The following is a 25,767-nucleotide window of genomic DNA, read 5'->3' on the forward strand; positions in this document are numbered from 1 at the left end:
CCGTTCAGCCTTCGCAGCGCAGCACGGGGGCAAGTGTACCGGGCCCCGCGGGCCTTCTCCGCCGGATTACCGTGCAAGATCATCGGGTACGGAGACCGCCGTCCGGACCCGGTCCGGTACCGCAACCATCACATACGGACACATCGGTGATCGGGGTCAACATGGAGCTGAACGAGAACGCGCGGGTCGACACCAGCCAGGTGGACGACCGGCGAGGGTCCGGCGGAGGCGGCGGGATGGGCATTCCGATCCCGATCGGCGGCGGCCGGGGCGGGATCGTGGGCATCATCATCGCCGTACTGGTCGCCCTGGTGGGCGGCGGGTTCGGCCTCAACGCCGCCACGAACGGCGGCGGCGACGAGCAGGGCGACAACACCTCGCTGGAGCAGAAGTGCTCGGCGCAGGACGCGCTGAAGCAGCTCGACTGCCGCAACGCGCTCTACGTCAACTCGATCCAGGCGTACTGGCGTACCGCCATGCCGGAGGCGTTCGGCGAGCAGTACCGGCCGTCGAAGACGGTGTTCTTCAGCCAGAACGTGAGCACCGCCTGCGGCGCCGCCGACTCGGGCGTGGGCCCGTTCTACTGCCCGGCCGACGACCTGGTCTACATCGACCTCAGCTTCTACAAGCTTCTCGCCGACCAGCTCGGCGCCGAGGGCGAGTTCGCCCAGCCGTACGTGCTGGCCCACGAGTACGGCCACCACGTGCAGGACCTGCTCGGCACCGAGGCGCAGATGCGCCGCCAGCAGCAGCGCGACCCGCAGAGCGCGAACGCGCTCTCAGTGAAGCTGGAGCTGCAGGCCGACTGCTACGCCGGGGCGTGGGCGAAGAACGCCACCGGCACGGCCGACGACAAGGGCCAGAAGATCTTCACCAGCATCACCGAGCAGGACATCTCGCAGGCCATCGACACCGCCGAGAAGATCGGCGACGACGCGATCCAGCAGCGGTCCGGCCGGCCGGTGAACCCGGACGAGTTCACCCACGGCAGCTCGGAGCAGCGCAAGCAGTGGTTCACCAAGGGCTTCACCACCGGTGACCCGAAGTCCTGCGACACCTTCGGTTCCGGGGCCTGATCCGCTCCGTGCATCGGCCCGCACCGCCGACCTGGTCGGCGGTGCGGGCCGATGTCGTTTCCGGGGACGGTCAGGCCGGCAGGGTCACCTGGCCCGGCGTGGACCGGTTGACTGTGGTGCCGTCGCCCAGCTGACCACCGCTGTTGTCACCCCAGCACCACAGGCCGCCGTCGGTACGGATGCCGCAGCCGTGGTCGGTGACCGCGAGGCCGCCGGTCCAGGTGGTGGCCGTACCGGCCTGGGCGGGCGCGGACCGGTGGGTGGTGCTGCCGTCGCCCACCTGGCCGGCCGAGTTCTTGCCCCAGCACCACAGGGTGCCGTCGGTACGCGACGCGCAGGACGTGTCGCTGCTGGCGGCGATCCGGCTCCACGTGGTGACGGTGCCGATCTGCACCGGCGCGGTCCGGTAGGTGCCGCTCACGCCGAGCTGCCCGTACCCGTTCTCCCCCCAGCACCACAGCGCGCCGGAGCGGACTCCGCAGGTGTGCACGTAGCCGGCCGCGACGCCGGTCCACCCGGTCGCGGTGCCGACCTGCGCGGGCGTGGTCTGGGGCGCCAGGTTGCCCAGCCCGAGCTGGCCGTCCGAGCTGGACCCCCAGCACCAGAGCGTGCCGCCGGTCCGGATACCGCAGGTGTGCCCGTAGCCGGTCGAGACGCTCACCCAGTCGGTGGCCGTGCCGACCTGCAACGGGGTGTTCGCGACGTACGGCGAGGCGCCGACGCCCAGCTGGGTGGTCCGGTTGAAGCCCCAGCACCAGAGCGTGCCGTCGGTGCGGATCGCGCAGGTGTGCTGGGGGCCGGCGTCGACCCGGGCCCAGGTGGTCGCGGTGCCGACCTGCACCGGGGTGCTGCGGCTGGTGGTGCTCCCGTCGCCGAGCTGGCCCCGGAAGTTCGAGCCCCAGCACCACAGCGTCCCGTCGGTGCGGACCGCGCAGGTGTGCCCGGTGCCGGCGTCGGCGTTCGTCCAGGTGGCGGTGCCGACCCGGGCCGGGGCGCCGCGGTTCGTGGTGGTCCCGTCGCCGAGCTGGCCGCCGTAGTTCGAGCCCCAGCACCACAGTCCCCCGTCGGTGCTGATCGCGCACGTGTGCGCGCCGCCCGCGGTGACGCTGGTGACTGTGGGCGCGGCGAGCGCGGCGCGCTGCATCGGGCTCGCGTTCGCCGTACCGGCCGTCAGCGCGGCGGTGAGCACGAGGCTTCCGACGCTCATCGCCGCCGCCGCGACGAGGAGCCTCGTCGCACGGCGCCACCGGGCCCGCAGCCGGCCGTCCTGATATCCGCTCATGAAGGTGTTCTCTCCCAACGATGTCGGCACGTGATGGCGGAGGCGAAGCTGCCCTGCGGGTCGCCCGGAGACCCGGCTTCGTGACACCGACGATAGGCATCGAGTCGATTCGATGCACCTTCGAGAAGCGGGATTGAGTCGTCTTGAGGTGATCTTTCCTGTTCAGCGGACCAGGATGTGGACCGCCCGGGCGGCGGCGACTGCGGCCACCAGCACCGCGTGCCGGGGTTCCGGCACGTCGAGCAGGCGCGGCGCGCGCAGCGCCGCGAGCGGGGCCAGCCGCCGGTCGGCCAGGACCGTGTCCACCGCGCGCCGGTCGCCGCCGCACACCAGCGCCGCCAGCGTGCCCGCCTCCGGCAACAGCAGACGTACGGCCAGCTCGGCCGCGTCGCCCAGGGCTGCCTTCGCCTGGTTGTCGCGCCGCCTGGCGAACCGCTGCTGGGACCAGCCGCCCGCCGCGGTACGCCCCTGCACGTACCGGGTGTCCACCTTGGAGACCACCAGGTCGGTGCCGTCGGCGACGCCGACCGCGACAGCGCCCTTGCGGGCCAGCAGCAGGCCGAGCCGGCGGGCCGCCGTGGCCGAGGCGACGAATCCGGGTACGTCCGCCGACGCGCTCGCCCCGGGTGGGCTGTGCAGCTCGGCGGTGGCACCGTCCGGGGCGGTGAGCAGGAGCCCGTACTCCTGGACGGTCGTCACCGACGGGCCGTGCCGGCCGGTGAAGCCCTCGACCCAGCGGGCGACGCGGCCGGGGTCGACCTCGACCCACCGGCCACCCCCGGCGGCGGGTCGGCTGCTCATGGCCCGACGGTACGCCATCAACGGGCCGGGGAACGCAACGCGGGAGGACGACTGACCGGCGTACGACGAACGCGGCGGGGGCCGGCGGGACGACCGCCGGCCCCCGCCGTCGTCGTGTCAGCGGTGAACCGGTCCGCATTCGGCCCGATACGTTGCCGTGTCCACGTCGGTCACACGCCGAGCACCGTGGCGACAGCGAGAGCGGCGATGATGACGCTGGACAGCAGCGCGGTGACCCGCCGCCCGCGGGGACCGGTGAGGGCCCGGCCGATCAGCGAACCGCCTCCGGCGATCAGCACCTGCCAGCTCGCCGAGGCGAGGAACACGCCGAGGGTGAACGCGGCAGCGGCCGGCGCGCCGGAGTCGAGCACGTCACCTCGGCCGAGGACGAGCGCCACGAAGTAGACCACAGTGGCCGGGTTGAGCAGGGTCAGCGCGAGAACAGCGCCGAACGCCCGCACCGGCGTGTCCAGGCCACCCCGCGCGCCCGGCTCCTGCGTCGGGCCCGACTGGTGCGTGGTGGCCGACGGGCCCGGCGGGTGCGTCGTGGCCGGCGGGCGTAGCGCGCGCCGGGCGGTGAGGCCGGCGAGGGCCAGCAGCACCCCTGCGGCGACCAGCCGCAGCGGACCCGCGAACGGCGCGAGCCCGCTCGCCACCGCGGCCCCGCCGAGCGCCGCCACGGCAGCGTAGAGCCCGTCGGCGGTGGCCACGCCGAGCGCCGCAGCCGCACCGACCCGGAACGAGGTACGCGCGCTGAGTCCGAGAATGAGGATCGCGATCGCGCCGACCGGAATGGCGACGCCGTAGCCGGCGATCAGGCCGGCGAGGAACGCCCCGGTCACGACGACGGGTGATGGGTCGAGGCGGCCGAGGGCAGGGTGCGCTGTCGACGCGCGGCGGTGGCCGCACGGACAGGAGCCTGCTTCGGGTACGCCTCGATCACCCGCTCATCCTGCGCCCCGCTCCCTCACCCCGCGACCGCTTTTCCCGCGCCCGGGCTGGACGGTCAGCCACCTTGATCGACACCAGTACGCCGATGTGGCGGCATCAGAGCCGCTCCGACCACACCACATCGTCGTACTGGTGTCGATCATGCGACAAGGCGGACGATTTCCCACGATGAGGGAGGCTGATCCCGGCATGAGGGAGACGGGCTAGGGAAACAGGCCCTCATGAGGGCCGCATCGCCGGCGAGGGCGGCAGACGCCACGGGCGCGGCACCCCTTCGCAGGGGTGCCGCGCCCGTGGCGGTGACCGGGAGGACGGTCAGACGTTGAAGCCGAGCGAGCGGAGCTGGTCGCGCCCCTCGTCGGTGATCTTGTCGGGGCCCCACGGCGGCAGCCAGACCCAGTTGATCCGGATGTCGTTGACCAGGCCACCGCCCGGCCCGGTGGTCAGCGCCTGCCGCGCCTGATCCTCGATGACGTCGGTCAGCGGGCAGGCCGCCGAGGTCAGCGTCATGTCCAGGGTGGCGACGTTCTCGTCGTCGACGTGGACGCCGTACACCAGGCCGAGGTCGACCACGTTGATGCCCAGCTCGGGGTCGACGACATCCTTCATCGCCTCCTCGATGTCACCGATCGCGGCCTTGCCGCCGGCCGGGGCCGCCGCACCCGCGGCCGCACCGTCAGCGACAGCCCCGTTGACGGCCGCGCCGTCCGTCGCCACCGCGCCGGCCTCGGGAGTCATGCTCTCCTCGCTCATGCCTTCACCTCCGGGCTCACGCCCACCCCGGCGCGTGCCGCGGCGTCCTTGAACGCCATCCACGACAACAGCGCGCACTTCACCCGGGCCGGGTAGCGCGCGACACCCGCGAACGCCACCCCGTCTCCGAGCACGTCCTCGTCCGGCGTGACCTGGCCCCGCCCGGACATCAACTCCACGAACGCCTCGTGCACCACGGCGGCGTCGCTCGCGGCCTTGCCGCGCAGCAGCTCGTGCAGGATGCTCGCCGACGCCTGACTGATCGAGCAGCCCATCCCGTCGTACGAGATGTCGGTGAACACGCTGCCGTCGGTCGCCACCCGCACGGTGATCTCGTCGCCGCAGGTCGGGTTGACGTGGTGCGCCTCGCCGACCCGGACGGCCGGGTCCGTCGCGTCCCGCAGGCCACGGCCGTGCGGGCGCTTGTAGTGGTCCAGGATGATCTCCTGATAAAGAGAATCAAGTTGCATCAGGCTGAACTCCTGTCGACTCGCGGACTCCTGCGTCGCCGCTCACGCAAACACCTTCCGCACCCGCTCCAGACCCGCCACCAGAGCGTCGATCTCCGCGGTGGTGGTGTAGAGGTAGAACGACGCCCGCGTCATGGCCGGCACCCCGAAGCGGGTGCACACCGGCTTGGCGCAGTGGTGGCCCACCCGCACCTGCACGCCGAGCGAGTCGAGCACCTGCCCGACGTCGTGCGGGTGCACGTCACCGAGCGCGAACGAGATCGTCCCGCCCCGGCCCACCGGCACCGTCGGGCCGAAGACCCGCAGGTCCGGCACGGTGGCGAGGGCGTCGAGCGCGTACGCCGTCAGCTCCTTCTCGTGCCACTGGATCGCCGGCATGCCGATCGCGGTGAGGTAGTCCACCGCGGCGCCGAGCGCCACCGCCTCGGCGATCGGCGGGGTGCCCGCCTCGAACCGGGCCGGCGGCGCGGCGAACGTCGAGCCCGCCATCGTCACCGTCTCGATCATCGAGCCGCCACCCATCACCGGGGGCATCGCGGCGAGCAGCTCGCCCCGGCCCCAGAGCACGCCGATGCCGGTCGGGCCGCACATCTTGTGCCCGGTGAAGACGATGAAGTCGGCGTCGTAGTCGACCACGTCCATCGGCAGGTGCGGCACCGACTGCGAGCAGTCGAGCAGCAGCAGCGCACCGGCCTCGCGGACCCGCGCGGTGATCCGCGCGGTGGCGTTGACGGTGCCGAGGATGTTCGACATGTGCACCAGCGAGACGATCTTCGTCCGCTCGGTGACCAGGTCGTCCAGGCCGGACTCGTCGAGCCGGCCCTGGTCGGTGACCGGGAACCAGCGCAGCGTCGCGCCGGTACGCTCCGCCAGCAGCTGCCACGGGACGATGTTCGAGTGGTGCTCCATCTCGGAGATCACGATCTCGTCGCCGGGGCCCAGCCGGAAGCGGGGGTCGCCGTCCGCGCGCAGCGAGGCGTTGGAGAACGCGTACGCCACGAGGTTGATCGCCTCGGTGGAGTTCTTGGTGAACACCACCTCGTCCACGCTCGGAGCGTTGATGAACGCGGCGATCTTCGCCCGCGCGCCCTCGTACGCCTCGGTCGCCTCGGTGCCCAGCGTGTGCACCGAGCGCGACACGTTGGCGTTGTGCAGCGCGTAGTGCTCGGCGAGCACGTCGAGCACCTGCCGCGGCTTGTGCGAGGTGTTGGCGCTGTCGAGGTAGACCAGCGGGTGACCGTTGACCTCCCGGTCGAGGATCGGGAAGTCGGCCCGCACCTTCGCCACGTCGAAGCGGGGCACGTCGTCGTACTGCGGCATGCCCGCCGGGATGGCCATCGAGGTCATGTCGAGTCTCAGGCCCGCGCCGCGCCGGCCCCGGCGACGTACCGCTCGTAGCCCTCTTCCTCGAGCTTGTCGGCCAGCTCCCGGCCGCCCTGCTCGACGATCCGGCCGGCCACGAAGACGTGCACGAAGTCCGGCTTGATGTAGCGCAGGATGCGCGTGTAGTGGGTGATCAGCAGCAGGCCGGTGTCACCGGTGTCGCGCACCCGGTTCACGCCCTCGCTGACCACGCGCAACGCGTCCACGTCCAGGCCGGAGTCGGTCTCGTCGAGGATCGCCATCTTCGGCTTGAGCAGCTCCAGCTGCACGATCTCGTGCCGCTTCTTCTCGCCGCCGGAGAAGCCCTCGTTGACGTTGCGCTGGGCGAACGCCGGGTCCATCTGGAGCTTCTCCATGGCGCCGCGCAGCTCGCCGGCCCAGGTGCGCAGCTTCGGCGCCTCGCCGTCGATGGCGGTCTTGGCGGTACGCAGGAAGTTGGCCACCGACACGCCGGGGACCTCGACCGGGTACTGCATGGCCAGGAAGAGGCCGGCGCGGGCCCGCTCGTCGACGGACATGGACAGCACGTCCTCGCCGTCGAGGGTCACCTCGCCGCCGGTGATCTCGTACTTCGGGTGACCGGCGATCGAGTACGCCAGCGTGGACTTGCCGGAGCCGTTCGGGCCCATGATGGCGTGCGTCTCGCCGGAGCGCACGGTCAGGTCGACACCGTGCAGGATCGGCTTGAGCTCACCCTCGGGCAGCTTGACCGACACCTTCAGGTCGCGGATCTCCAGGGTGCTCATCAGCGGGTCACTCCATTGCTCGGCAGCGGACGGCCGTCGCCGTCCACGGAAAGGTAGATGTCGCCGTCGCGGACTTCGACGGGATAGACGGGTACGGGTTCGGTCGCGGGCAGCCCGGTGGGCTCACCGGTACGCAGGTCGAAACGGGATCCGTGCAGCCAGCATTCCAGCGTGCAGCCCTCGACCTCGCCCTCGGACAGCGCCACGGCGGCGTGCGAGCACTCGTCGTGCACCGCGTAGAACACGTCGTCCTCGCCGTGCACGATCGCGACCTGCACGCCGTCCACGTCGGCGCTGATCGCGGTGCCCTTCGGCACGTCCTCGGTGGAGCAGATCTTGAGCATCAGGCGCCGGCCTTCGCCAGCCGGGCCTCGATGGCGTCACCGAGGCGCTCGCGCAGGTCCTCGACCGGGATCTTGTTGATCAGCTCGGCGAAGAAGCCGCGCACCACCAGGCGCCGCGCCTCGGCCTCCGGGATGCCCCGGGCCATCAGGTAGAACAGCTGCTCGTCGTCGAACCGGCCGGTCGCGCTGGCGTGCCCGGCGCCGGCGATCTCGCCGGTCTCGATCTCCAGATTGGGTACGGAGTCGGCCCGCGCGCCGTCGGTGAGCAGCAGGTTCCGGTTGATCTCGTACGTGTCGGTGCCGGTGGCCTCGGCACGGATCAGCACGTCGCCGACCCAGACCGTGTGCGCGTCGTCGCCCTGCAGCGCGCCCCGGTAGCCGACGTTGCTGCGGCAGTCCGGCACGGTGTGGTCGACCAGCTGCCGGTGCTCCAGGTGCTGGCCGGAGTCGGCGAAGTAGACGCCGTACAGCTCGGCCTCGCCGCCGCGCTGGGTGTACTCCACCGACGTGTACTGCCGGACCAGGTCGCCGCCGAGGCTGACCTGCACGTGCAGGATGCGCGCGTCGCGGCCCAGCCGCACCTTGAGGTGCTGCGCCTGCACCGCGTCGTCGGCCCAGTCGGCGACCGTGACCAGGGTCAGCTTCGCCCCGTCGCCCACAGTCACCTCGACGTTGTCGGCGAGCGTGGCCGAGCCGACGTGCTCGATCACCACTGTGGCCTCGGCGAACCGGTCCACCTCGACGAACGTGTGCCCGAAGGCGAGCGCCTCGGCGTTCTCGCCGACCACCCGCAGGCGCACCGGCTGCTCCACCACCGCGTCGCGGTCGACGCGCACCAGCAGCGCGCCGTCGGCCCCGCCGTACGCGAGCGCGCTGACCCGGTCGAACGGGGTGAGCACGCTGCCCACCCGGGGGTCGTCCCGGCCGATCCGGTCGACGGTGACGCCCTCGGGCAGGTCACCGTACTCGTGCCGGACCGTGCCGGTCGCGCCCTGCGCCGACCCGGTCAGGCCGCGCAGGCGCTTGAGCGGGGTGAAGCGCCACTCCTCCTCCAGGCCGGTGAGGGCCGGGAAGTCGGCGACGTCGTACGAGCGGAGCGCCTGCGACTTGGTCGTGGGCGGCGCGGAAGCCTGGGTAGTCATCTCTTCCTTGGTGTTCTGCGACGAGGTGTCAGGTGAGGCGGAGGGCGGCCGGCGTCAGCCGACGGCGCCTTCCATCTGCAGCTCGATCAGGCGGTTGAGCTCCAGCGCGTACTCCATCGGGAGCTCCTTGGCGATCGGCTCGATGAAGCCGCGCACGATCATCGCCATCGCCTCGTCCTCGCTCAGGCCCCGGCTCATCAGGTAGAAGAGCTGGTCCTCGCTGACCTTGGAGACGGTCGCCTCGTGCCCCATCGACACGTCGTCCTCGCGGATGTCGACGTACGGGTAGGTGTCGGAGCGGGAGATCGTATCCACCAGGAGCGCGTCGCACTTGACCGTGCTCTTGCTGCTGGTCGAACCCTCCAGCACCTGCACCAGACCGCGGTACGAGGTGCGGCCGCCGCCCCGGGCGATCGACTTCGACACGATGGTCGAGGAGGTGTGCGGCGCGGCGTGCACCATCTTGGCGCCGGCGTCCTGGTGCTGGCCCTCGCCGGCCATCGCCACCGAGAGCACCTCGCCCTTGGCGTGCTCGCCGGTCATGTAGACCGCCGGGTACTTCATGGTGACCTTGGAGCCGATGTTGCCGTCGACCCACTCCATGGTCGCGCCCTCGTGGCACACGGCGCGCTTGGTGACCAGGTTGTAGACGTTGTTCGACCAGTTCTGGATGGTCGTGTAACGGCACCGGGCGTTCTTCTTGACGATGATCTCCACGACGGCGCTGTGCAGCGAGTCGGAGGAGTAGATGGGCGCGGTGCAGCCCTCGACGTAGTGCACGTACGCGCCCTCGTCGACGATGATCAGCGTCCGCTCGAACTGGCCCATGTTCTCCGTGTTGATCCGGAAGTAGGCCTGCAACGGGATGTCCACGTGCACGCCCTTCGGCACGTAGATGAACGAGCCACCGGACCAGACGGAGGTGTTCAGCGCGGCGAACTTGTTGTCGCCGACCGGGATCACCGTGCCGAAGTACTCTTTGAACAGGTCCTCGTGCTCCTTGAGCGCGGTGTCGGTGTCCAGGAAGACGACGCCCTGCTCCTCCAGGTCCTCGCGGATCTGGTGGTAGACCACCTCGGACTCGTACTGCGCCGCGACACCGGCGACCAGGCGCTGCTTCTCCGCCTCCGGGATGCCGAGCTTGTCGTAGGTGTTCTTGATGTCCTCGGGCAGGTCCTCCCAGGAGGTGGCCTGCTTCTCGGTGGACCGCACGAAGTACTTGATGTTGTCGAAGTCGATCCCGGTGAGGTCGGCGCCCCAGTTCGGCATCGGCTTGCGGCCGAACAGCCGCAGGCCCTTGAGCCGCAGGTCGAGCATCCAGGCCGGCTCGTTCTTCTTGGCCGAGATGTCCCGCACCACCGCCTCGCTGAGGCCGCGCTGGGCGGACGCCCCGGCGACGTCGGGGTCGGCCCAGCCGTACTCGTAACGGCCGAGGGCCGCGAGCTGCTCCTCCTGGGTCAGGGGCTGGACGATCTGCTCGGTCATCTATCTGTCCTCACAGTGGTGACGGTGGAACCGGACTGGGCGGGAATGTGCGTGGTGCACACGCCGTCGCCGTGCGCGATGGTGGCCAGGCGCTGTACGTGAGTGCCGACCAGACGGGAGATCACTTCGGTCTCGGCCTCGCACAGCTGAGGGAACTCGGCGGCCACGTGCGCCACCGGGCAGTGGTGCTGGCAGAGCTGGCCGCCGGAGGCGATCGTGGACGCGTTGGCAGCGTAACCCTCGGCGGTCAGCGCGCCGGCGAGCGCCTCCGCCCGCGCGAGCGGGGCGTCTCCGGCGTCCTCCATGGCCGCCCGGCAGCGGGCCTCCAGCGCGGAGACCTGCTCGGCCGCGAACGCCGCGACCGCCTCGGTGCCGCCGGTGCGGGCGATCCACCGCAGCGCGGCGGTGGCCATGTTGTCGTAGTGGTGGGTGCCGCAGCGGCCGCGGCCCGCCTCGGTGAGCGCGAAGACCTTGGCCGGGCGGCCACGTCCGCGGCTGCCGCGGACGGTCTGCTCGCGGGCGATCACGTCACCGTCGGCGAGCATCGCGTCGAGGTGGCGGCGGATCGCGGCCGGGCTCAGGCCGAGCGCCGAACCGAGCTGCGCGGCGGTGGTGGGACCACGCTCCAGCAGTAGCTGGGTGACCCGGTCGCGGGTCGACAGGTCGGCCGGAGCGGCCTCCCGCTCGCCGGGCCGTACGCCGCGACGTGCGCGCGAACCACCGGCGACCCGACCGGTCACCGGCGTTCGGGAGAGCGCCGCCGCGTTTTTCACAACGGCAACGTTACGTAATTCGCTGGGGGCCCGCAAACCCGGGGTCCGGTGATTCCGACCACCGGGGTGCCGGAGTCACCCGATCGGGATCAACTACGGTGCGTAGGATTCGCTTCGTGAAGCGATCCGTCCGGTTTCCGGTCTCCGCCACGCTGCTGCGCCGCCTCGCGCTCGCCTCGATCATCGCGAACGTCGCGATCGTGGTCACCGGCGGGGCCGTCCGGCTCACCGCCTCCGGCCTCGGCTGCCCCACCTGGCCCCGGTGCACCGAGGACTCCTACACCACCACGCCCGAGATGGGCGTGTACGGGGTGATCGAGTTCGGCAACCGGCTGCTCACCTTCGCGGTCGGGATCATCGCGCTCGCCGTGGTGCTGGCCGTCCTGGCGCACCGCCCCCGCCGCCGCGGGACGCTGCCGCTGGCCGTGGGCGTGCTGTTCGGCATCCCGGCCCAGGCGATCATCGGTGGCATCACCGTGCTCACCAACCTCAACCCGTGGGTGGTCGGGCTGCACTTCCTCGCCTCGATGGCGGTGATCGCGGTCGCGTACGCGCTCTGGCGGCGCATCAAGGATCCGGACGGGCCGGTGTCCCCGACCGTGCCGGCGCCGCTGCGTACGCTCGCCTGGATCACCACGGCGGTGAGCGCGTCGGTGCTGGTGATCGGCACCTGGGTGACCGGCAGCGGACCGCACGCCGGCGACCACGGCGCGGCCCGCAACGGCCTGGACCCGGCGGCGATCTCCCAGGTCCACGCCGACAGCGTCTTCCTGCTGATCGGCCTGTCGGTGGCGCTGTACTTCGCGTTCCGGGCGGTCGGCGCGGCGCGGGCGGCCCGGGCCGCCGCGGTGCTGATCGCGGTCGAGCTGGGGCAGGGCGTGATCGGCTTCGTCCAGTACTTCACCCACCTGCCCGCCGTGCTGGTCGGCGCGCACATGCTCGGCTCCTGCCTGGTGCTGCTGGCCACCCTCGGCGTGCTCTGGGCCACCCGGGAGCGGCTGCCGGCCACCCCGGAGGCACCGGCCGCTCCCGCCGCGCAACGGGTGGGCGCCGCCGCCTGAGCGCGGGCGTTACCGCGCGGCGGGAGCGGGAAAGCGGCACGGGCCACCGACCGCCGCCCGAGGGGAGCTCCCCGTGTCGCGCAAGAGCCTCTCCACCACCACCCCGCAACGGCTGACCCCGGTCGCCGGCGCGCCGCTGTGGTGCGACGCCCGCGAGCACGGCCTCACCGGCGACGGGGTCACCAACGACCAGCCCGCCCTGGCGGCGCTGGTGGACCGCCTCGGCGCCGGGTACGACGCCGACGGCCGGGCCCGGGTGATCTACTGCCCGCCCGGCCTGTACTCGATCCGCGACGCCGGCACCGTCTGGCGCAGCGGCGTCTCGCTGATCGGCGCCGGACCGGCAGCTACCCGCTTCCTGCTCAGCAACGAGGGCAACCGCAGCGCACCGGTCCCGCTCGCCTTCTGGACCACCGTGCAGCACGGCGCGGACCGGGACCGGCACATCGCCGACTGCTCGTTCGCCGACTTCGAGATCGACGGCTCCGGCGTGGCCCAGACGTCCTACGACTACCTGGCCAAGGGGCTGGGCCTGCAATACGTGGTGCGCGGCGTGTTCCGCAACCTCTACATCCACCACACCGGGGCGACCGGCCTGGGCTGTGACTTCCTCCAGGACAGCCTGATCGACGGCGTGGTCGTGGTGGGATGCGGCCGGCTGGACAACGGCGACCAGATGGGCGGCGCGGGGATCGGCGTCGGCATCGGCGGCTGGGGCGACGTGGAGCGCCTCACCATCGCCAACTGCACCACCATCGGCAACGGCACCAACGGCATCTTCCTGGAGCTGCAGAAGGACTACTGGACCCCGCCGCGCGGCATCCGGATCGTCGGCTGCCACAGCCAGGCCAACCGGTTCGGCATCTCCGACTGGGGAGCGGACGGGCTGATCGTCTCCGCCTGCACCATGACCAACAACCTGGAGGCCGGCTTCGACGTGTCGGGCAACGGCACCGCCGGGGTCGCCGGGCGCGGCGGCCTGGTCACCGGCTGCGTGATCGACTACAACGTCGGCGACGGCATCAGCATGGGCAACACCCCCGGCCCGTACGCGGTGCAGGCCAACCGGATCAGCCGCAACGGCGGCTTCGGCTACCACGAGCACGACCTGGGCCACGGCTACCGGGGCGCGGCGGCCGACGTGGTGATCCAGGACAACGACATCCGGGAGAACGCGCTGGACGGCATCCGGATCGACCGGCCGATGCTCGACACGTCGATCGTCGGGAATCGGATCCGGGACAACGGCCGCCGCTCCGCCCCGGCCTGCTCCGGCTCCGGCGAGGCGGTGCGGTACGGCCCGCGCGAGGTCGCCGACGGCAACGCCGACTGGCCGGCCGGCGGGCACCGGGGCAAGGTGGTCCGGGTCGGCTCGCGGGACGCGGTGGTGTCCGACAACAGCGCCACCGGGCTCTCCCTGGCCGAGGTACGCCCGGACGGTTCCACCGGCTGGAACGCGGACACACCGGGGCCCGGCACGGCGTACGAGCTGCCCGACTCGCCACCGGCGTGCGGCGGCATCACGATCGCCGCGCCGTTCGACTCGGCCACCGTGCGCGGCAACCGGATCTGGCACCGGGACGCCGACACCCAGGCGTACGGCATCTGGGTCACCGAGGCGGGCAGCTGCGTCTCCTGCGCGTTCGAGGACAACGACCTGGCCGGCACCGAGGCCGCGCTGCGGCTGGACACGCCGCCGATCGGTGGTCGCTGGGCACGTAACCACAGCGACCGCGACTGAGCGCGCTGCCGCCGCCTCCGGGCGGTCAGGCGGACGCCTCGGCGGCGAACGCCAGCGCGACGAGCGTCCCGTTGCTGACGGCATGGGCGAGGATCGGCACCCAGAGGTTGCGGTGGCGGTGCAGCAGCCAGGCGAACAGCAGCCCGGCGAAGAGCGCGCTGACGGTGTTGAAGACCCGGGGCAGGTGTACGACGGCGAAGAAGGCCGCCGACAGCACCACGGCGGCCACGGCGGGCAGCCGCGCGGCCAGCCCCTGGTAGAAGACACCCCGGTAGAGGATCTCCTCGTAGAGCGGGGAGACGACGGCGCCGAAGGCGAACGCGAAGGCGAACTGCGCGAGCAGGCTTCCGGCGGGGTAGCCGCCCTCACCACCGCCGCCCTCGACGAGCGCCGCGGGCAGCGCCACCACGAGCACGAGGGTGAGCGCGGCCTTGGCCAGGCCCCAGCCCACCGCGGCGCCCACCTGGCGGCCCGCCGGGCGGACGAGCCGCAGCGGCCGGGCGATCTCGCCGAAGCGGTGGCGCACCACCGCGAGGCCGACAGCGAGCTGGGTGCCGTTGATCAGGGCCCAGGCGATGGTGGACGCCGCCGTCTCCGGCATGCCCAGCCGCGCCGGTCCCCGGGCCAGGAAGTCCGCCACCGCCGAGTTGGCCAGGCCGACGCCGACGGCGAGCACGAGCGCCATGTCGAGGTAGCTGAACCGGCGGGTGTCGCGTGCGGTGTCGGTGAGGGGTGCGGTCATGCCGGGCAACGTTAGGCGGCCGACCTATATCGGTCAAATGACCGACCATCTATGATCACCTCGTGCCCAAGGTTGTGGACCACGAGGAGCGGCGACGTCATCTCGGCGCGGCGGCCTGCGTCGTACTGGCGCGGGCGGGGTCGGCCGGGATGACGGTGCGGGCCGTCGCCGCCGAGGCCGGCATGCCGCTGGCGACCGCGCAGCACTACCTGCCGGCTCGGGAACTGATGGTCCGGGCGGCAATGGACCACCTGGCCGGACGCGTGGTGGCGCGGGCCCGGACGATCCCCGCCGACCCGGTCACGCCGGAGGTGATCCGGCAGGCGGTGCGCCAACTCGTCCCGCTGGACGCCGAACGCGCCTTCGAGGCCCGCGTCTGGCTGGTCCTCACCGCCGAGGCGCTCGTCGACGAGCAGGTCGCGGCGATCCTGGCGGAGAGCGAGGCGCAGATGCGGGCCAACGTGGAGCGGCTGCTCACGCTCGGCCGGGCCGCGGGTGGCATCGCCGGGCACGTGGACGCGCGGGCCGAGGCCGCCGCGCTGGCGACGCTGCTGGACGGCCTCACGGTACGGATCCTGACCACCGGCCTGGATCCCGCGAACGCACGCGCGGAGATCGACGCCCACCTGGCCCGGCTCACGGCGGCCGTCGCCTGAACCGGCCGGCATCCGCGACCCGGCTCGGCCGGGCCCCGAAGGTCAGCGGCGGCGGGCCAGGTGGGTGAGCACCGCGTCGGCGAGCCGGTCCGGGGCGCCGTCGGCGTACCCGACGAACAGACTCGGCTCGGTCAGCTCCAGCTCGACCAGCACGGGCTCGCCGTCCGGGCCGGGGATCAGGTCGACGCGGGCGTAGAGCAGGCGGTCCTGGCCGCCGGGCACCACCGCCAGCACCTTCTCGGCCACCGCGCGCTGCTCCGCCGTGGCGACGCGGGCGTCGATCCGCTCCTCCTTGTAGAGCGCGGCCTCGCCCAGGTCCGGCCCGGTCAGCATCGGACCCTTGCGGATCGCGTGGCTGAACGCCAGGCCGCCGGGCCCGGCCAGGAACAGCAGCGCGGTCTCCCCGGCGGTGTCCACCGCGCCGAGGTACGGCTGGACCATCGTGACCCGCCCGGCGTCGGAGAGCCGCCGCACGTGGGCCGGCGCCAGCTCGCGGTGCTCCCTGTCGGTCAGGTCGTAGCGGCCGGTGTCCTGGCTGCCCGCGCTGACCGCCGGCTTGATCACGTACTCGCCCCCGGACGGCGGCGTCCACGCCTGCCCCGGCTCGACCCACTCGGTCGGGACGGTGGGCACTCCGGCGGCGGACAGCTCGGACAGGTAGCGCTTGTCGGTGTTCCAGGCGACCACGTCGGCCGGGTTGACCAGGGCCGGCACGGTACGCGCCCAGGCCACGAACTCGTCCCGGCGCAGGGCGTAGTCCCACGGGGAGCGGAGCACGACCAGGTCGTACCCGGACCAGTCGACTGCGGGGTCGTCCCAGACGGCGATCTCGGCGGAGACGCCGCGGGCGGCGAGCGGGCCGAGCGCGAGCCGGTCGTCCGGGTCGAGGTCGGGCAGCTCGGCGCAGGTGACGAAAGCGACCCGGGGTCTCCCCCGGGCCGACTGGTGGTGGTTGGTCATTCGGTATATGTCAACGGGCCATCGTGCGCCGGGCCATCGACCGCCACAGGTCGTTGCTCGGACGCATCTGGTCCATCAGTTCACGCTCCCAGGCGTTCTCGACGTCGACCCCGGCCTTGGCGCAGGCCTGCCGCGCGACGTCCGTGCCGTCGGCGAACTGGTCCGCCCATACCCCGTCGGAACCCACGAGGACGATCCGTGCGCCGCGCTTGCCGACGTACTCGATGACCGCCTTCGCGCCGCCGTGTCCGGCGGCGAACGACTTGATGCCCGCGACCAGGCCGTTGGGGGCCTGCTCGGCGGTCTTGTCAGCCGTCAGCGTCGTATCGGAACCATCTGCCATGACGCGAAGCCTAAGCAGAGTTCCACCCGGATGTGCGAGAACCATGAACTGAATGTGATGCCAATTACCCATCGGTTTAAGAAGAACCACAGGTAATTCGCCCGTACATGTCGCTTATTTCGGGGCGAAGCGGACGGGCGGGATCGTCACAATCTGTCCGGGTTGAACACGTCCGGGGAAGCCCGAAAAAAATTTCTGATGAACCGCCGGACGGGCGGGTCAGAGCAGCGCGTCGAGCGCGACGGCCGCGAAGAGGATCGTGAGGTACGTGGTGGACCAGTGGAACAGCCGCATCGGCTTGACCGCCTCGCCGCGCGTCGCGCGCCGGCACAGCTTGTGCGCCTCGACAAGGAAGATCGCGCCGACCACGAGCGCGGTGACGCCGTAGATCGGGCTCATCCCGAGCGGCCACACCGCCAGCGAGGAGAGCACCGTCAGCCAGGAGAAGCCGATGATCTCCGCGTTCACCCGCCGGACCGAGGCCACCACCGGCAGCATCGGCACCCCGGCGCGGGCGTAGTCGGCCTTGTACTTGATGGCCAGCGCGTAGAAGTGCGGCATCTGCCAGAAGAAGACGACAGCGAACAGGCCCCAAGCGGCCGGTGCCAGCGTGCCGGTGACAGCGGCCCAGCCGATCAGCACCGGCGCGGCGCCGCAGATGCCGCCCCAGAACGTGTTGGCGGCGGTGGTCCGCTTCAGCCACAGCGTGTAGACGAGGTCGTAGTAGGCGATCGCGGCGAGCGTCAGCACCGTCGCCAGCCAGTTCGTCGCCGCCGCCATCAACGCCACCGAGACGGCCGCCAGCACCAGGCCGAAGACCAGCGCGCTGCGCGGCGACACGGTGTGCGCGGGCAGCGGACGGCGCTTGGTGCGCCGCATCAGCTGGTCGATGTCGCGGTCGATGTAGCAGTTGATGACGCTCGCCGCGCCGGCCGCGAGCGACCCGCCGACCAGCACCACGGCGACCAGCCACAGCGACGGCATCCCGCCGTGGGCCAGCATCATCGCCGGCACGGTGGTGACCAGAAGCAGCTCGACGATCCGCGGCTTGGTCAGCGTCACGTACGCCGCCACCACGGCGCGTACGTCCCGCCGGCCGCTCGCCGGCGCCTCCGCCACCGCGCCCACCGGCGACTGCCCGGCAGGGTTGCTGACGGGGCGCTCGGTGATCATGCTCACGGATTGCCACCTTCCGGCATCGGCGGGGGAGGTCGTTCGGCCCGGACCGCTGCGGGTCCACACACCGCCCCACACACTACGCGGCGTCGTTTTCGCTGCCCCGTGGACCCGGCAACGGTGCGAGCCGTCACACCTGGGGTTGAACGACCGGACGTCCGCGATCCGTACAGAACAGCATGCTGAGATCCCCGGGCGGACGTTTAGCACCGCTCGATAGGGTCATCAGTGAGGGTTCCGCCCATCTGCCGAGGAGCACAACCATCGTGGCTGCCAACCGACCCGAGCTTCCCGCTCTCAACTGGTCCGACCTCGACCGCAGGGCCGTCGACACGGTCCGCGTGCTGGCCATGGACGCCGTGGAGAAATCCGGCAACGGCCACCCGGGGACGGCGATGAGCCTCGCCCCGGTGGCGTACCTGCTCTTCAACCGGGTCATGCGGCACAACCCCGCCGACCCGAACTGGGCCGGACGCGACCGGTTCGTGCTGTCGGCCGGGCACTCCAGCCTGACGCTCTACATCCAGCTCTTCCTCTCCGGCTACCCGCTGGCGCTGGACGACCTCAAGGCGCTGCGCCAGTGGGGCTCGCTCACCCCGGGCCACCCGGAGCACGGCCACACCCCGGGCGTGGAGACCACCACCGGTCCGCTCGGCCAGGGCCTCGGCAACGCGGTCGGCATGGCGATGGCGGCCCGCCGCGAGCGCGGCCTGTTCGACCCCGAGCCGGACCGCGCAGACTCGCCGTTCCGGCACGACATCTGGTGCATCGCCTCCGACGGTGACATCGAGGAGGGCATCACCCACGAGGCCAGCGCGCTCGCCGGTCACCAGCAGCTCGGCAACCTCTGCGTGATCTACGACGACAACGAGATCTCGATCGAGGACGACACCCGTATCGCCAAGAGCGAGGACGTGGCGGCCCGCTACGAGGCGTACGGCTGGCACGTGCAGACCGTCGACTGGCGTCGCGGCGACGCCGACCAGGGCGACTACCACGAGGACGTGGAGGCGCTGCACCAGGCGCTGCTGGCCGCCAAGGCGGAGACCGGCCGGCCGTCGTTCATCGCGCTGCGCACCATCATCGGCTGGCCCGCGCCGAACAAGAAGAACACCGGCAAGATCCACGGCTCGGCGCTCGGCGCGGACGAGGTCAAGGCCACCAAGGAGATCCTCGGCTTCGACCCGCAGCGCACCTTCGAGGTCGACGAGGAGGTGCTCAAGCACGCCCGTCAGGTGCTGGAGCGCGGCGCGCAGGAGCAGGCCGAGTGGACCACCGGTTTCGACGCCTGGGCGCAGGCCAACCCGGAGCGCAAGGCGCTGTGGGACCGGATGGCCACCCGTACGCTGCCGACCGGCTGGACCGACGCGCTGCCGACCTTCCCGGCGGACGCCAAGGGCGTCGCCACCCGGGCCGCGTCCGGCAAGATCCTGGAGGCGCTGGCGCCGGTGCTGCCGGAGCTGTGGGGCGGCTCGGCCGACCTGGCCGAGAGCAACAACACCACGATGAAGGGCGAGCCGTCGTTCGTCCCGGCCGCGCACGCCACCAAGGACTTCCCGGGCGACGAGTACGGCCGCACGCTGCACTTCGGCATCCGCGAGCACGCCATGGGCGCGATCCTCAACGGCATCGCCCTGCACGGCGGCACCCGCCCGTACGGCGGCACGTTCCTGGTGTTCAGCGACTACATGCGCCCGGCGGTGCGGCTGGCCGCGCTGATGAAGCTGCCGGTGACGTACGTCTGGACGCACGACTCGATCGGCCTCGGCGAGGACGGCCCGACGCACCAGCCGATCGAGCACCTGACCGCGCTGCGGGCCATCCCCGGCCTGGACGTGGTCCGCCCGGCCGACGCCAACGAGACGGTCTGGGCGTGGCGGCAGGCGCTGGAGCACACCGACCGGCCGACCGCGCTGGCGCTCAGCCGCCAGGCGCTGCCGACGTTCGACCGTACCGACCTGGCCGGCGCCGAGGGCGTCGCCAAGGGCGGGTACGTGCTGGCCGAGGCGTCGAACGGCAAGCCGCAGGTGATCCTCGTCGGCACCGGCTCGGAGGTGCAGCTCTGCCTCACCGCGCGGGAGCGGCTGGAGGCCGACGGCACCCCCACCCGGGTCGTCTCCATGCCCTGCCAGGAGTGGTTCTTCGCCCAGGACGAGGCGTACCGGGAGTCGGTGCTGCCGCGCGGGGTAAAGGCACGGGTGAGCGTGGAGGCGGGCATCGCGATGTCGTGGCGCGGGATCGTCGGCGACAGCGGCGAGTGCGTGAGCATCGAGCACTACGGCGCCAGCGCGCCGCACACCGTGCTCTTCGAGCAGTTCGGGTTCACCCCCGACCGGATCGTGGCCGCCGCGCACGCGGCGCTGACCCGGGTGGGCGACATCACCGGTTTCACGACCGGCAACTGAGGGGAGCGTGGACGGCATGACGGACAGGCTGAAGGAGCTCCAGGGCGCCGGTGTGGCGATCTGGCTCGACGATCTCTCCCGGGTACGGCTGACCTCCGGCGGGCTGGACAAGCTGCGCCGGGAGAGCCACGTAGCCGGGGTGACCACCAACCCGACGATCTTCGCCAAGGCGCTGAGCGACGCCGACGAGTACGACTGGCAGCTTCGTGACCTCGCCGTACGCGGCGTGGACGTCGAGGAGGCGGTCCGCATGCTCACCACGTACGACGTGCGGTGGGCCTGCGACGTGATGCGCCCGTCGTACGACGTCAGCGGCGGCGTGGACGGCCGGGTGTCGATCGAGGTGGACCCGCGCTCGGCCCACGACGCGGCGAAGACCGTCGCCGAGGCCAAGGCGTTGTGGTGGCTGGTCGACCGGCCGAACCTGTTCATCAAGATCCCGGCCACCGAGGAGGGCCTGCCCGCGATCACCGCGACCCTGGCCGAGGGGATCAGCGTCAACGTCACGCTGATCTTCGGCCTGGACCGGTACTCGCAGGTGATGGACGCCTTCCTGGCCGGCCTGGAGCAGGCGAAGGCCAACGGGCACGACCTGTCGAAGATCGGCTCGGTCGCCTCGTTCTTCGTCTCCCGGGTCGACACCGAGGTGGACAAGCGGCTGGAGAAGATCGGGTCGGACCAGGCCAAGGCGCTGCGCGGCAAGGCCGCGGTCGCCAACGCCCGGCTGGCGTACGAGCGCTACGGCGAGGTGTTCTCCTCGGCGCGCTGGCAGAAGCTGGCCGACGCGGGCGCCCACCCGCAGCGTCCGCTGTGGGCCTCCACCTCGACGAAGAACCCGGACTACCGGGACGTCATCTACGTCGAGGAGCTGATCGCGCCCGGCACCGTCAACACCATGCCGGAGCCGGTCATCCACGCCTACGCCGAGCACGGCGAGACGAAGCCGGACACCGTCACCGTCGCGTACGACGACGCCCGCCAGGTCTTCGACGACCTGCTGGCGGTGGGCGTGGACCTGTCCGACGTGATCGCCACGCTGGAGCGCGAGGGCGTGGAGAAGTTCGAGGCGAGCTGGGTGGAGCTGCTGGAGGGGGTCAAGAAGTCCCTCGCCGAGGCGGCCAAGGGCTCGGGCAGCCCGCACCGGGCCGCCGGGAAGAACGCGCAGGCGGCGCAGCAGGCCGGCGGCAACGCGTGACCGACGGCGTCCGACGCGTCCCGGGGCCGCGCCCCGGGACGCGTCGCGCCGTACCGTGGACCGGGTGAGGTGGTCTGCCTTGAGCGAGCCGAGGTGTCGCGGTGAGTGACCTGCTGGCCGGGCGGGCGGACATGGCCGCCGGTCTGGCCGTGCGCGGAGCCGACGCCCTCGGTGCGTCCACCCGCGCCACGCTCGTCTCCCACGACGTCCCGGCCCGGCTCGCCGCCGCCGACCCGGCCCTCTGGGGGCCCGCCGCCGAGTCGGCGGCCCTCGACGGGCTGGGCTGGCTGCACGCCCACCGGCGCAGCCGGGATCTGCTCCCCCAGCTCGCCGAGCTGGCCGCCGAGCTGGGCGACCTCGACCACGTGGTGCTGGCCGGCGCCCCCGACGACACGCTCGCCGCGGAGGTGCTGGCCGAGTGCCTGGGCCGGCCGCTGACAGTGCTCGACACCGCCGACCCGGGACCGGTCCGGGCCGCGCTCGCCGACCGCCCGGCGCGTACCCTCCTGGTGCTCGCCGCCCGGCGCGGCCTCGACCCGGCCACCGACGCCCACCTGCGGGTCTTCCGGCAGGCGTGGGCGGACGAGGGCCCCGACGCCGCCCGGCACGTCGTGGTGGTCACCGAACCCGGCTCCGACCTCGCGGCGCGCGCCGACGAGCTGGGCGCGATGGTCATCCCGGCCGAGTCCGGCGTGGCCGGGCCATGGGCCGCGCTCACCGCGTCCGGTCTGGTCCCGGCGGCGCTGGCCGGCGCGCCGGTGGCCGAGGTGCTGGACGAGGCGGAGGCGCTCACCGGCGCGCTGGACCGGGACCGGGACAACCCGGCCCTGGCGCTCGGCGCGGCCCTGGGCGCGGCGCCCGGCGCCGGCCGGGACACGATCGCGCTGGTCCCGGACGGCACCGGCCTCGGCGGCCTGGGCCGCTGGGCCGGCCCGCTGCTCGCCCGGGCCACCGGTGGACGGCTGCTGCCGGTGGTCGCGGAGTCCCCCGACTCCCCCGGCGCCACCGGGCCGGGCGTGCTCACCGTCGGTCTCGGCGGCGCCCTCGGCCCCGGCGTCGGGCCGGGCGTGGCCGCCGACGTGGCCGTCAACGGCCCGCTCGGCGCGCACCTGCTCACCTGGGCCTACGCGGCCGCCACCGCCGCGGTGACGCTGCGGGCCGACCCGTTCGCGGCGCCCGCCGCCGTGGCGGCCGACGACGCGCCGGACGGCGGGCCGCCGTCGTCGGTCGAGGGCGCGATCGAGGTGTACGCCCCGAGCGGCGCACCGGCCGACCTGACCGGCGCGCTGCGCTGGCTGCTCGACGGGCTGGACGAACGGGAGCACCTCGTGGTGACCGCGTACCTCGACCGGCACGGCGACGCGGCGGTCGCCGGGCTTCGCCCACTGCTGGCGCGCGCCACCGGACGGCCGGTCACCTTCGGCTGGGGACCGCGCCGGGCCGAACACACCGACCCGCACGGCCGGCACCTCCAGATCACCGGTGCGGTCACCGATGATCTGAAGGTGCCCGGTCGTCCGTACACCTTCGCGCAGCTCCAGGCGGCCCAGGCCGCCGGCGACCGGCGGGCCTTGACCGGCCGGGAGCGACCGGTGCTGCGCCTGCACCTGACCGAGCGGGCGGCGGGTGCCGCCCAGCTCCTGGAAACGGCCGGACGGACACGCACGTGACGATCAATGACCTGGAATCAGCGGACCGAGACGCAGGAGGAGGTGGCCCGGTGAACCCGCTGCGCGATCCGCAGGACCGGCGGCTGCCCCGGATCCCCGAGCCGTGTGCCCTGGTGATCTTCGGGGTGACCGGCGACCTGGCCCGCAAGAAGCTGCTGCCGGCGGTCTACGACCTGGCCAACCGAGGGCTCCTGCCGCCCGGCTTCGTGGTCCTGGGCTTCGCCCGCCGGGACTGGGGCGACGGCGACTTCGAGTCGGTGGCGCACGACGCGGCCAAGAAGCACGCCCGCACCCCGTGGCGGGAGGAGGTGTGGGCCCGCCTCGCCGGCAACATCAAGTTCGTCGGCGGCTCGTTCGACGACGACGCGGCGTTCGACCACCTCGCCGCCACACTCGACGAGCTGCGCGACTCGCACGGCATCGCCGGCAACGCGGCCTTCTACTTCTCCATCCCCCCGGCGGCCTTCCCGGTGGTGCTCAAGCAGCTCGCCCGCACCGGCATGGCGGACAACGCCAAGTCCGGCGGCTGGCGGCGCGTGGTGGTCGAGAAGCCGTTCGGCAACGACCTGCCGTCGGCGAAGGCGCTCAACGATCTGGTCGACGACGTCTTCACCAGCAAGGACGTGTTCCGGATCGACCACTACCTGGGCAAGGAGACGGTCCAGAACATCCTGGCGCTGCGCTTCGCGAACAACCTGTTCGAGCCGCTGTGGAACTCCAAGTACGTCGACTCGGTGCAGATCACCATGGCCGAGGACGTCGGCATCGGCACCCGCGCGGCGTTCTACGACTCCGTCGGCACCGCCCGCGACGTGCTCCAGAACCACCTGCTCCAACTGCTCGCCCTGGTCGCGATGGAGGAGCCGACGAGCTTCGACGCCGACGAGATCCGGGCCGAGAAGCTCAAGGTGCTCAAGGCGATCACCGTGCCGCGGGACGTCACCGAGGACACCGTGCGCGGCCAGTACCTGCCCGGCTGGGTGGGCGGCGAGCGGGCCAAGGGCTACCTGGAGGAGGAGGGCGTCCCGGAGGGCTCCACCACCGAGACGTACGTGGCGGTGAAGCTGGGCATCCAGAACCGCCGCTGGGCCGGGGTGCCGTTCTACATCCGGGCCGGCAAGCGGCTGCCCCGGCGGGTCACCGAGGTGGCCATCATGTTCAAGAAGGCGCCGCACCTGCCGTTCAACGCCGCCGACATGGAGTCCCTCGGCCCCAACCAGCTCGTCATCCGGGTGCAGCCGGACGAGGGCGTGGTGCTGAAGTTCGGCTCCAAGGTGCCGGGTACCACGATGGAGGTCCGCGACATCGCGATGGACTTCCAGTACGGCGAGGCGTTCACCGAGTCCAGCCCCGAGGCGTACGAGCGGCTGGTGCTGGACGTGCTGATCGGCGACCGGACGCTGTTCCCGGACGCCGCCGAGGTGGAGCAGAGCTGGCAGGTCGTCGACCCGCTGGAGCACGCCTGGGAGGGCACGACCCCCGAGCCGTACCGGGCCGGTGAGTGGGGGCCCCGGGCCGCCGACGAGATGCTGGCCCGCGAGGGCCGGGCTTGGAGAAGAGCATGATCGGGCTGTGGGACACCACCGGCAACGAGGTGGTCAAGGCGCTGGCCGCGGAACGGCGCAGCGCGGGCGGGGTGGCCAGTGGCATGGCGCTCACGCTGATCGTGGTGGTGGACGAGAAGCGGGTACGCGAGGCCGAGGCGGCGGCCACCATCGCCGCCGCGGCGCACCCGTGCCGGCTGCTCGTGGTGGTCCGCTCCGACGTCGAGCGGGACCGCAACCGGCTGGACGCGGAGATCGTCGTGGGCGGCCGGCTCGGGCCGTGCGAGGCGGTGGTGACCCGGATGTACGGGCGGCTCGCGCTGCACGCCGAATCCGTGGTGATGCCGCTGCTGGTGCCGGACGTACCGGTGGTGACGTGGTGGCACGGCGAGCCGCCGGAAGAGATCGCCACCGACTTCCTCGGTGTGGTCGCGGACCGGCGGATCACCGACTCGGCGCAGGCCGCCGACCCGATCGCCGCGCTGCGGCAGCGGGCGCACGACTACGCGCCGGGCGACACCGACCTGGCGTGGACCCGGATCACGCCGTGGCGCACGCTCGTGGCGGGCGCGTTCGACACCACCCAGGCCCGGGTCACCGAGGCGAGCGTGGTGGCGCCCCCGTCGGACCCGACGGCGGCGCTGATGCGCGGCTGGCTCAACGCCCGGCTCGGCATCGACCCGATCCTGACCGCCACCGAGGAGTTCCCGCGGATGCGTCAGGTGCAGCTGCGCTGCGCCAACGGCGACGAGCTGACGCTCACCCGGGACGACAGCATCGCGGTGTTCCGGCGTACCGGGCAGGAGGACCGCACGCTGCCGCTGGTGCGCCGGCCGCTCGGTGACGAGCTGGCCGAGGAGCTGCGCCGCCTCGACGCCGACCAGGTGTACGCGGAGGCGCTCGGCGCTGCGGCCGGGATCACCGGCCTCGACCAGCGTCCGGCCCAGCGGGTGCACGTGTGGAAGGATCCGGCGACCGCCCAGCGGGCCGAGGCCGGCGTGACCGCGCACGCGGGCGCGACCGCGAACGAGTGACCGCCCGGACCGGGTGGTCGGAGGCACAGGTGAC

24 protein-coding genes are annotated in these 25,767 nt (G+C 72.3%); 9 read left to right on the top strand and 15 right to left on the bottom strand.

Going from position 1 to position 25,767, the window contains the following annotated elements; genetic code table 11:
- The first annotated feature begins 161 nt into the window (after nucleotides 1-161).
- Entirely contained in the window at nucleotides 162-1,076 is a 915-nt protein-coding gene (locus tag NMK34_RS20605) for a neutral zinc metallopeptidase (RefSeq protein WP_151015923.1), read from the top strand.
- 70 nt (nucleotides 1,077-1,146) lie between these two features.
- On the opposite strand, the gene NMK34_RS20610 is transcribed toward NMK34_RS20605, so the two are convergent.
- From NMK34_RS20610 to NMK34_RS20660, 11 genes are all read right to left on the bottom strand, one after another.
- A complete protein-coding gene (locus NMK34_RS20610) occupies nucleotides 1,147-2,358 on the bottom strand; it encodes a hypothetical protein (RefSeq protein ID WP_318334814.1) in 1,212 nt (403 codons plus the stop codon).
- A 162-nt stretch (nucleotides 2,359-2,520) separates the two neighbouring features.
- On the bottom strand, nucleotides 2,521-3,159 hold the full coding sequence (locus NMK34_RS20615; protein WP_318334815.1) for an acVLRF1 family peptidyl-tRNA hydrolase: 639 nt from the start codon (nucleotides 3,157-3,159) through the stop codon (nucleotides 2,521-2,523).
- Nucleotides 3,160-3,329: 170 nt separating this feature from the next.
- Nucleotides 3,330-4,001: a LysE family transporter gene (locus tag NMK34_RS20620; protein WP_318334816.1), complete on the bottom strand. Its 672-nt coding sequence runs from the start codon at nucleotides 3,999-4,001 to the stop codon at nucleotides 3,330-3,332.
- A 424-nt stretch (nucleotides 4,002-4,425) separates the two neighbouring features.
- Nucleotides 4,426-4,863 (bottom strand): metal-sulfur cluster assembly factor, encoded by a 438-nt coding sequence (locus NMK34_RS20625; protein WP_318334817.1) that lies wholly within the window; start codon nucleotides 4,861-4,863, stop codon nucleotides 4,426-4,428.
- The gene (sufU, locus tag NMK34_RS20630) at nucleotides 4,860-5,333 is read right to left on the bottom strand and encodes a Fe-S cluster assembly sulfur transfer protein SufU (RefSeq protein WP_318334818.1); all 474 of its coding nucleotides are present in this window, start codon (nucleotides 5,331-5,333) and stop codon (nucleotides 4,860-4,862) included. Before sufU ends, NMK34_RS20625 begins: the two co-directional genes overlap by 4 nt.
- A gap of 42 nt (nucleotides 5,334-5,375) precedes the next feature.
- Nucleotides 5,376-6,680, bottom strand: a complete 1,305-nt coding sequence (locus NMK34_RS20635; protein ID WP_318334819.1) for a cysteine desulfurase — start codon at nucleotides 6,678-6,680, stop codon at nucleotides 5,376-5,378.
- Between the two features lie 8 nt (nucleotides 6,681-6,688).
- A complete protein-coding gene (gene sufC, locus NMK34_RS20640) occupies nucleotides 6,689-7,462 on the bottom strand; it encodes a Fe-S cluster assembly ATPase SufC (RefSeq protein WP_013287444.1) in 774 nt (257 codons plus the stop codon).
- Nucleotides 7,462-7,806 carry a non-heme iron oxygenase ferredoxin subunit gene (locus NMK34_RS20645; RefSeq protein ID WP_013475890.1) on the bottom strand — a complete coding sequence of 115 codons (345 nt, stop codon included), beginning with the start codon at nucleotides 7,804-7,806 and terminating at the stop codon, nucleotides 7,462-7,464. The genes sufC and NMK34_RS20645 overlap by 1 nt, the downstream gene beginning before the upstream one ends.
- Nucleotides 7,806-8,948, bottom strand: a complete 1,143-nt coding sequence (sufD, locus tag NMK34_RS20650; protein ID WP_318334820.1) for a Fe-S cluster assembly protein SufD — start codon at nucleotides 8,946-8,948, stop codon at nucleotides 7,806-7,808. The genes NMK34_RS20645 and sufD overlap by 1 nt, the downstream gene beginning before the upstream one ends.
- Before the next feature lie 54 nt (nucleotides 8,949-9,002).
- Nucleotides 9,003-10,433, bottom strand: a complete 1,431-nt coding sequence (gene sufB / locus NMK34_RS20655; RefSeq protein WP_013287447.1) for a Fe-S cluster assembly protein SufB — start codon at nucleotides 10,431-10,433, stop codon at nucleotides 9,003-9,005.
- Complete coding sequence (locus NMK34_RS20660; RefSeq protein WP_318334821.1) at nucleotides 10,430-11,206, bottom strand: metalloregulator ArsR/SmtB family transcription factor; 777 nt, start codon at nucleotides 11,204-11,206, stop codon at nucleotides 10,430-10,432. The genes sufB and NMK34_RS20660 overlap by 4 nt, the downstream gene beginning before the upstream one ends.
- Before the next feature lie 98 nt (nucleotides 11,207-11,304).
- Between NMK34_RS20660 and NMK34_RS20665 the strand changes: the two genes are divergently transcribed.
- Both NMK34_RS20665 and NMK34_RS20670 read left to right on the top strand, forming a co-directional pair.
- Nucleotides 11,305-12,267, top strand: coding sequence for a COX15/CtaA family protein (locus NMK34_RS20665; protein WP_318334822.1), 963 nt, complete (start codon nucleotides 11,305-11,307; stop codon nucleotides 12,265-12,267).
- A gap of 73 nt (nucleotides 12,268-12,340) precedes the next feature.
- A complete protein-coding gene (locus NMK34_RS20670; RefSeq protein ID WP_047892114.1) occupies nucleotides 12,341-14,008 on the top strand; it encodes a right-handed parallel beta-helix repeat-containing protein in 1,668 nt (555 codons plus the stop codon).
- A 25-nt stretch (nucleotides 14,009-14,033) separates the two neighbouring features.
- Here the strand turns inward: NMK34_RS20670 and NMK34_RS20675 are convergent, their stop codons facing one another.
- A complete protein-coding gene (locus NMK34_RS20675; RefSeq protein ID WP_047892113.1) occupies nucleotides 14,034-14,750 on the bottom strand; it encodes a CPBP family intramembrane glutamic endopeptidase in 717 nt (238 codons plus the stop codon).
- 62 nt (nucleotides 14,751-14,812) lie between these two features.
- On the opposite strand from NMK34_RS20675, the gene NMK34_RS20680 reads away from it, so the two are divergent.
- Complete coding sequence (locus tag NMK34_RS20680; protein WP_047892112.1) at nucleotides 14,813-15,406, top strand: TetR/AcrR family transcriptional regulator; 594 nt, start codon at nucleotides 14,813-14,815, stop codon at nucleotides 15,404-15,406.
- 42 nt (nucleotides 15,407-15,448) lie between these two features.
- Here the strand turns inward: NMK34_RS20680 and NMK34_RS20685 are convergent, their stop codons facing one another.
- The 3 genes from NMK34_RS20685 to NMK34_RS20695 form a co-directional block, all read right to left on the bottom strand.
- Nucleotides 15,449-16,366: a hypothetical protein gene (locus tag NMK34_RS20685; RefSeq protein WP_318334823.1), complete on the bottom strand. Its 918-nt coding sequence runs from the start codon at nucleotides 16,364-16,366 to the stop codon at nucleotides 15,449-15,451.
- Nucleotides 16,367-16,376: 10 nt separating this feature from the next.
- Nucleotides 16,377-16,709, bottom strand: a complete 333-nt coding sequence (locus tag NMK34_RS20690) for a hypothetical protein (protein ID WP_013287454.1) — start codon at nucleotides 16,707-16,709, stop codon at nucleotides 16,377-16,379.
- A 219-nt stretch (nucleotides 16,710-16,928) separates the two neighbouring features.
- Nucleotides 16,929-17,888: a heme o synthase gene (locus NMK34_RS20695; RefSeq protein ID WP_318334824.1), complete on the bottom strand. Its 960-nt coding sequence runs from the start codon at nucleotides 17,886-17,888 to the stop codon at nucleotides 16,929-16,931.
- 263 nt (nucleotides 17,889-18,151) lie between these two features.
- On the opposite strand from NMK34_RS20695, the gene tkt reads away from it, so the two are divergent.
- The 5 genes from tkt to NMK34_RS20720 all read left to right on the top strand — a co-directional run bounded on the left by tkt (nucleotide 18,152) and on the right by NMK34_RS20720 (nucleotide 25,733).
- A complete protein-coding gene (tkt, locus tag NMK34_RS20700; protein WP_318334825.1) occupies nucleotides 18,152-20,290 on the top strand; it encodes a transketolase in 2,139 nt (712 codons plus the stop codon).
- Nucleotides 20,291-20,306: 16 nt separating this feature from the next.
- Complete coding sequence (tal, locus tag NMK34_RS20705; protein ID WP_318334826.1) at nucleotides 20,307-21,485, top strand: transaldolase; 1,179 nt, start codon at nucleotides 20,307-20,309, stop codon at nucleotides 21,483-21,485.
- 101 nt (nucleotides 21,486-21,586) lie between these two features.
- A complete protein-coding gene (locus NMK34_RS20710; protein WP_318334827.1) occupies nucleotides 21,587-23,155 on the top strand; it encodes a glucose-6-phosphate isomerase in 1,569 nt (522 codons plus the stop codon).
- 50 nt (nucleotides 23,156-23,205) lie between these two features.
- The gene (gene zwf / locus NMK34_RS20715) at nucleotides 23,206-24,720 is read left to right on the top strand and encodes a glucose-6-phosphate dehydrogenase (RefSeq protein ID WP_194803175.1); all 1,515 of its coding nucleotides are present in this window, start codon (nucleotides 23,206-23,208) and stop codon (nucleotides 24,718-24,720) included.
- On the top strand, nucleotides 24,717-25,733 hold the full coding sequence (locus NMK34_RS20720) for a glucose-6-phosphate dehydrogenase assembly protein OpcA (RefSeq protein WP_194803176.1): 1,017 nt from the start codon (nucleotides 24,717-24,719) through the stop codon (nucleotides 25,731-25,733). The genes zwf and NMK34_RS20720 overlap by 4 nt, the downstream gene beginning before the upstream one ends.
- Nucleotides 25,734-25,767: the final 34 nt, after the last annotated feature.

The sequence above is a fragment of the Micromonospora sp. BRA006-A genome (genome assembly GCF_033433935.1).
GTDB classification, from domain to species: domain Bacteria; phylum Actinomycetota; class Actinomycetes; order Mycobacteriales; family Micromonosporaceae; genus Micromonospora; species Micromonospora aurantiaca.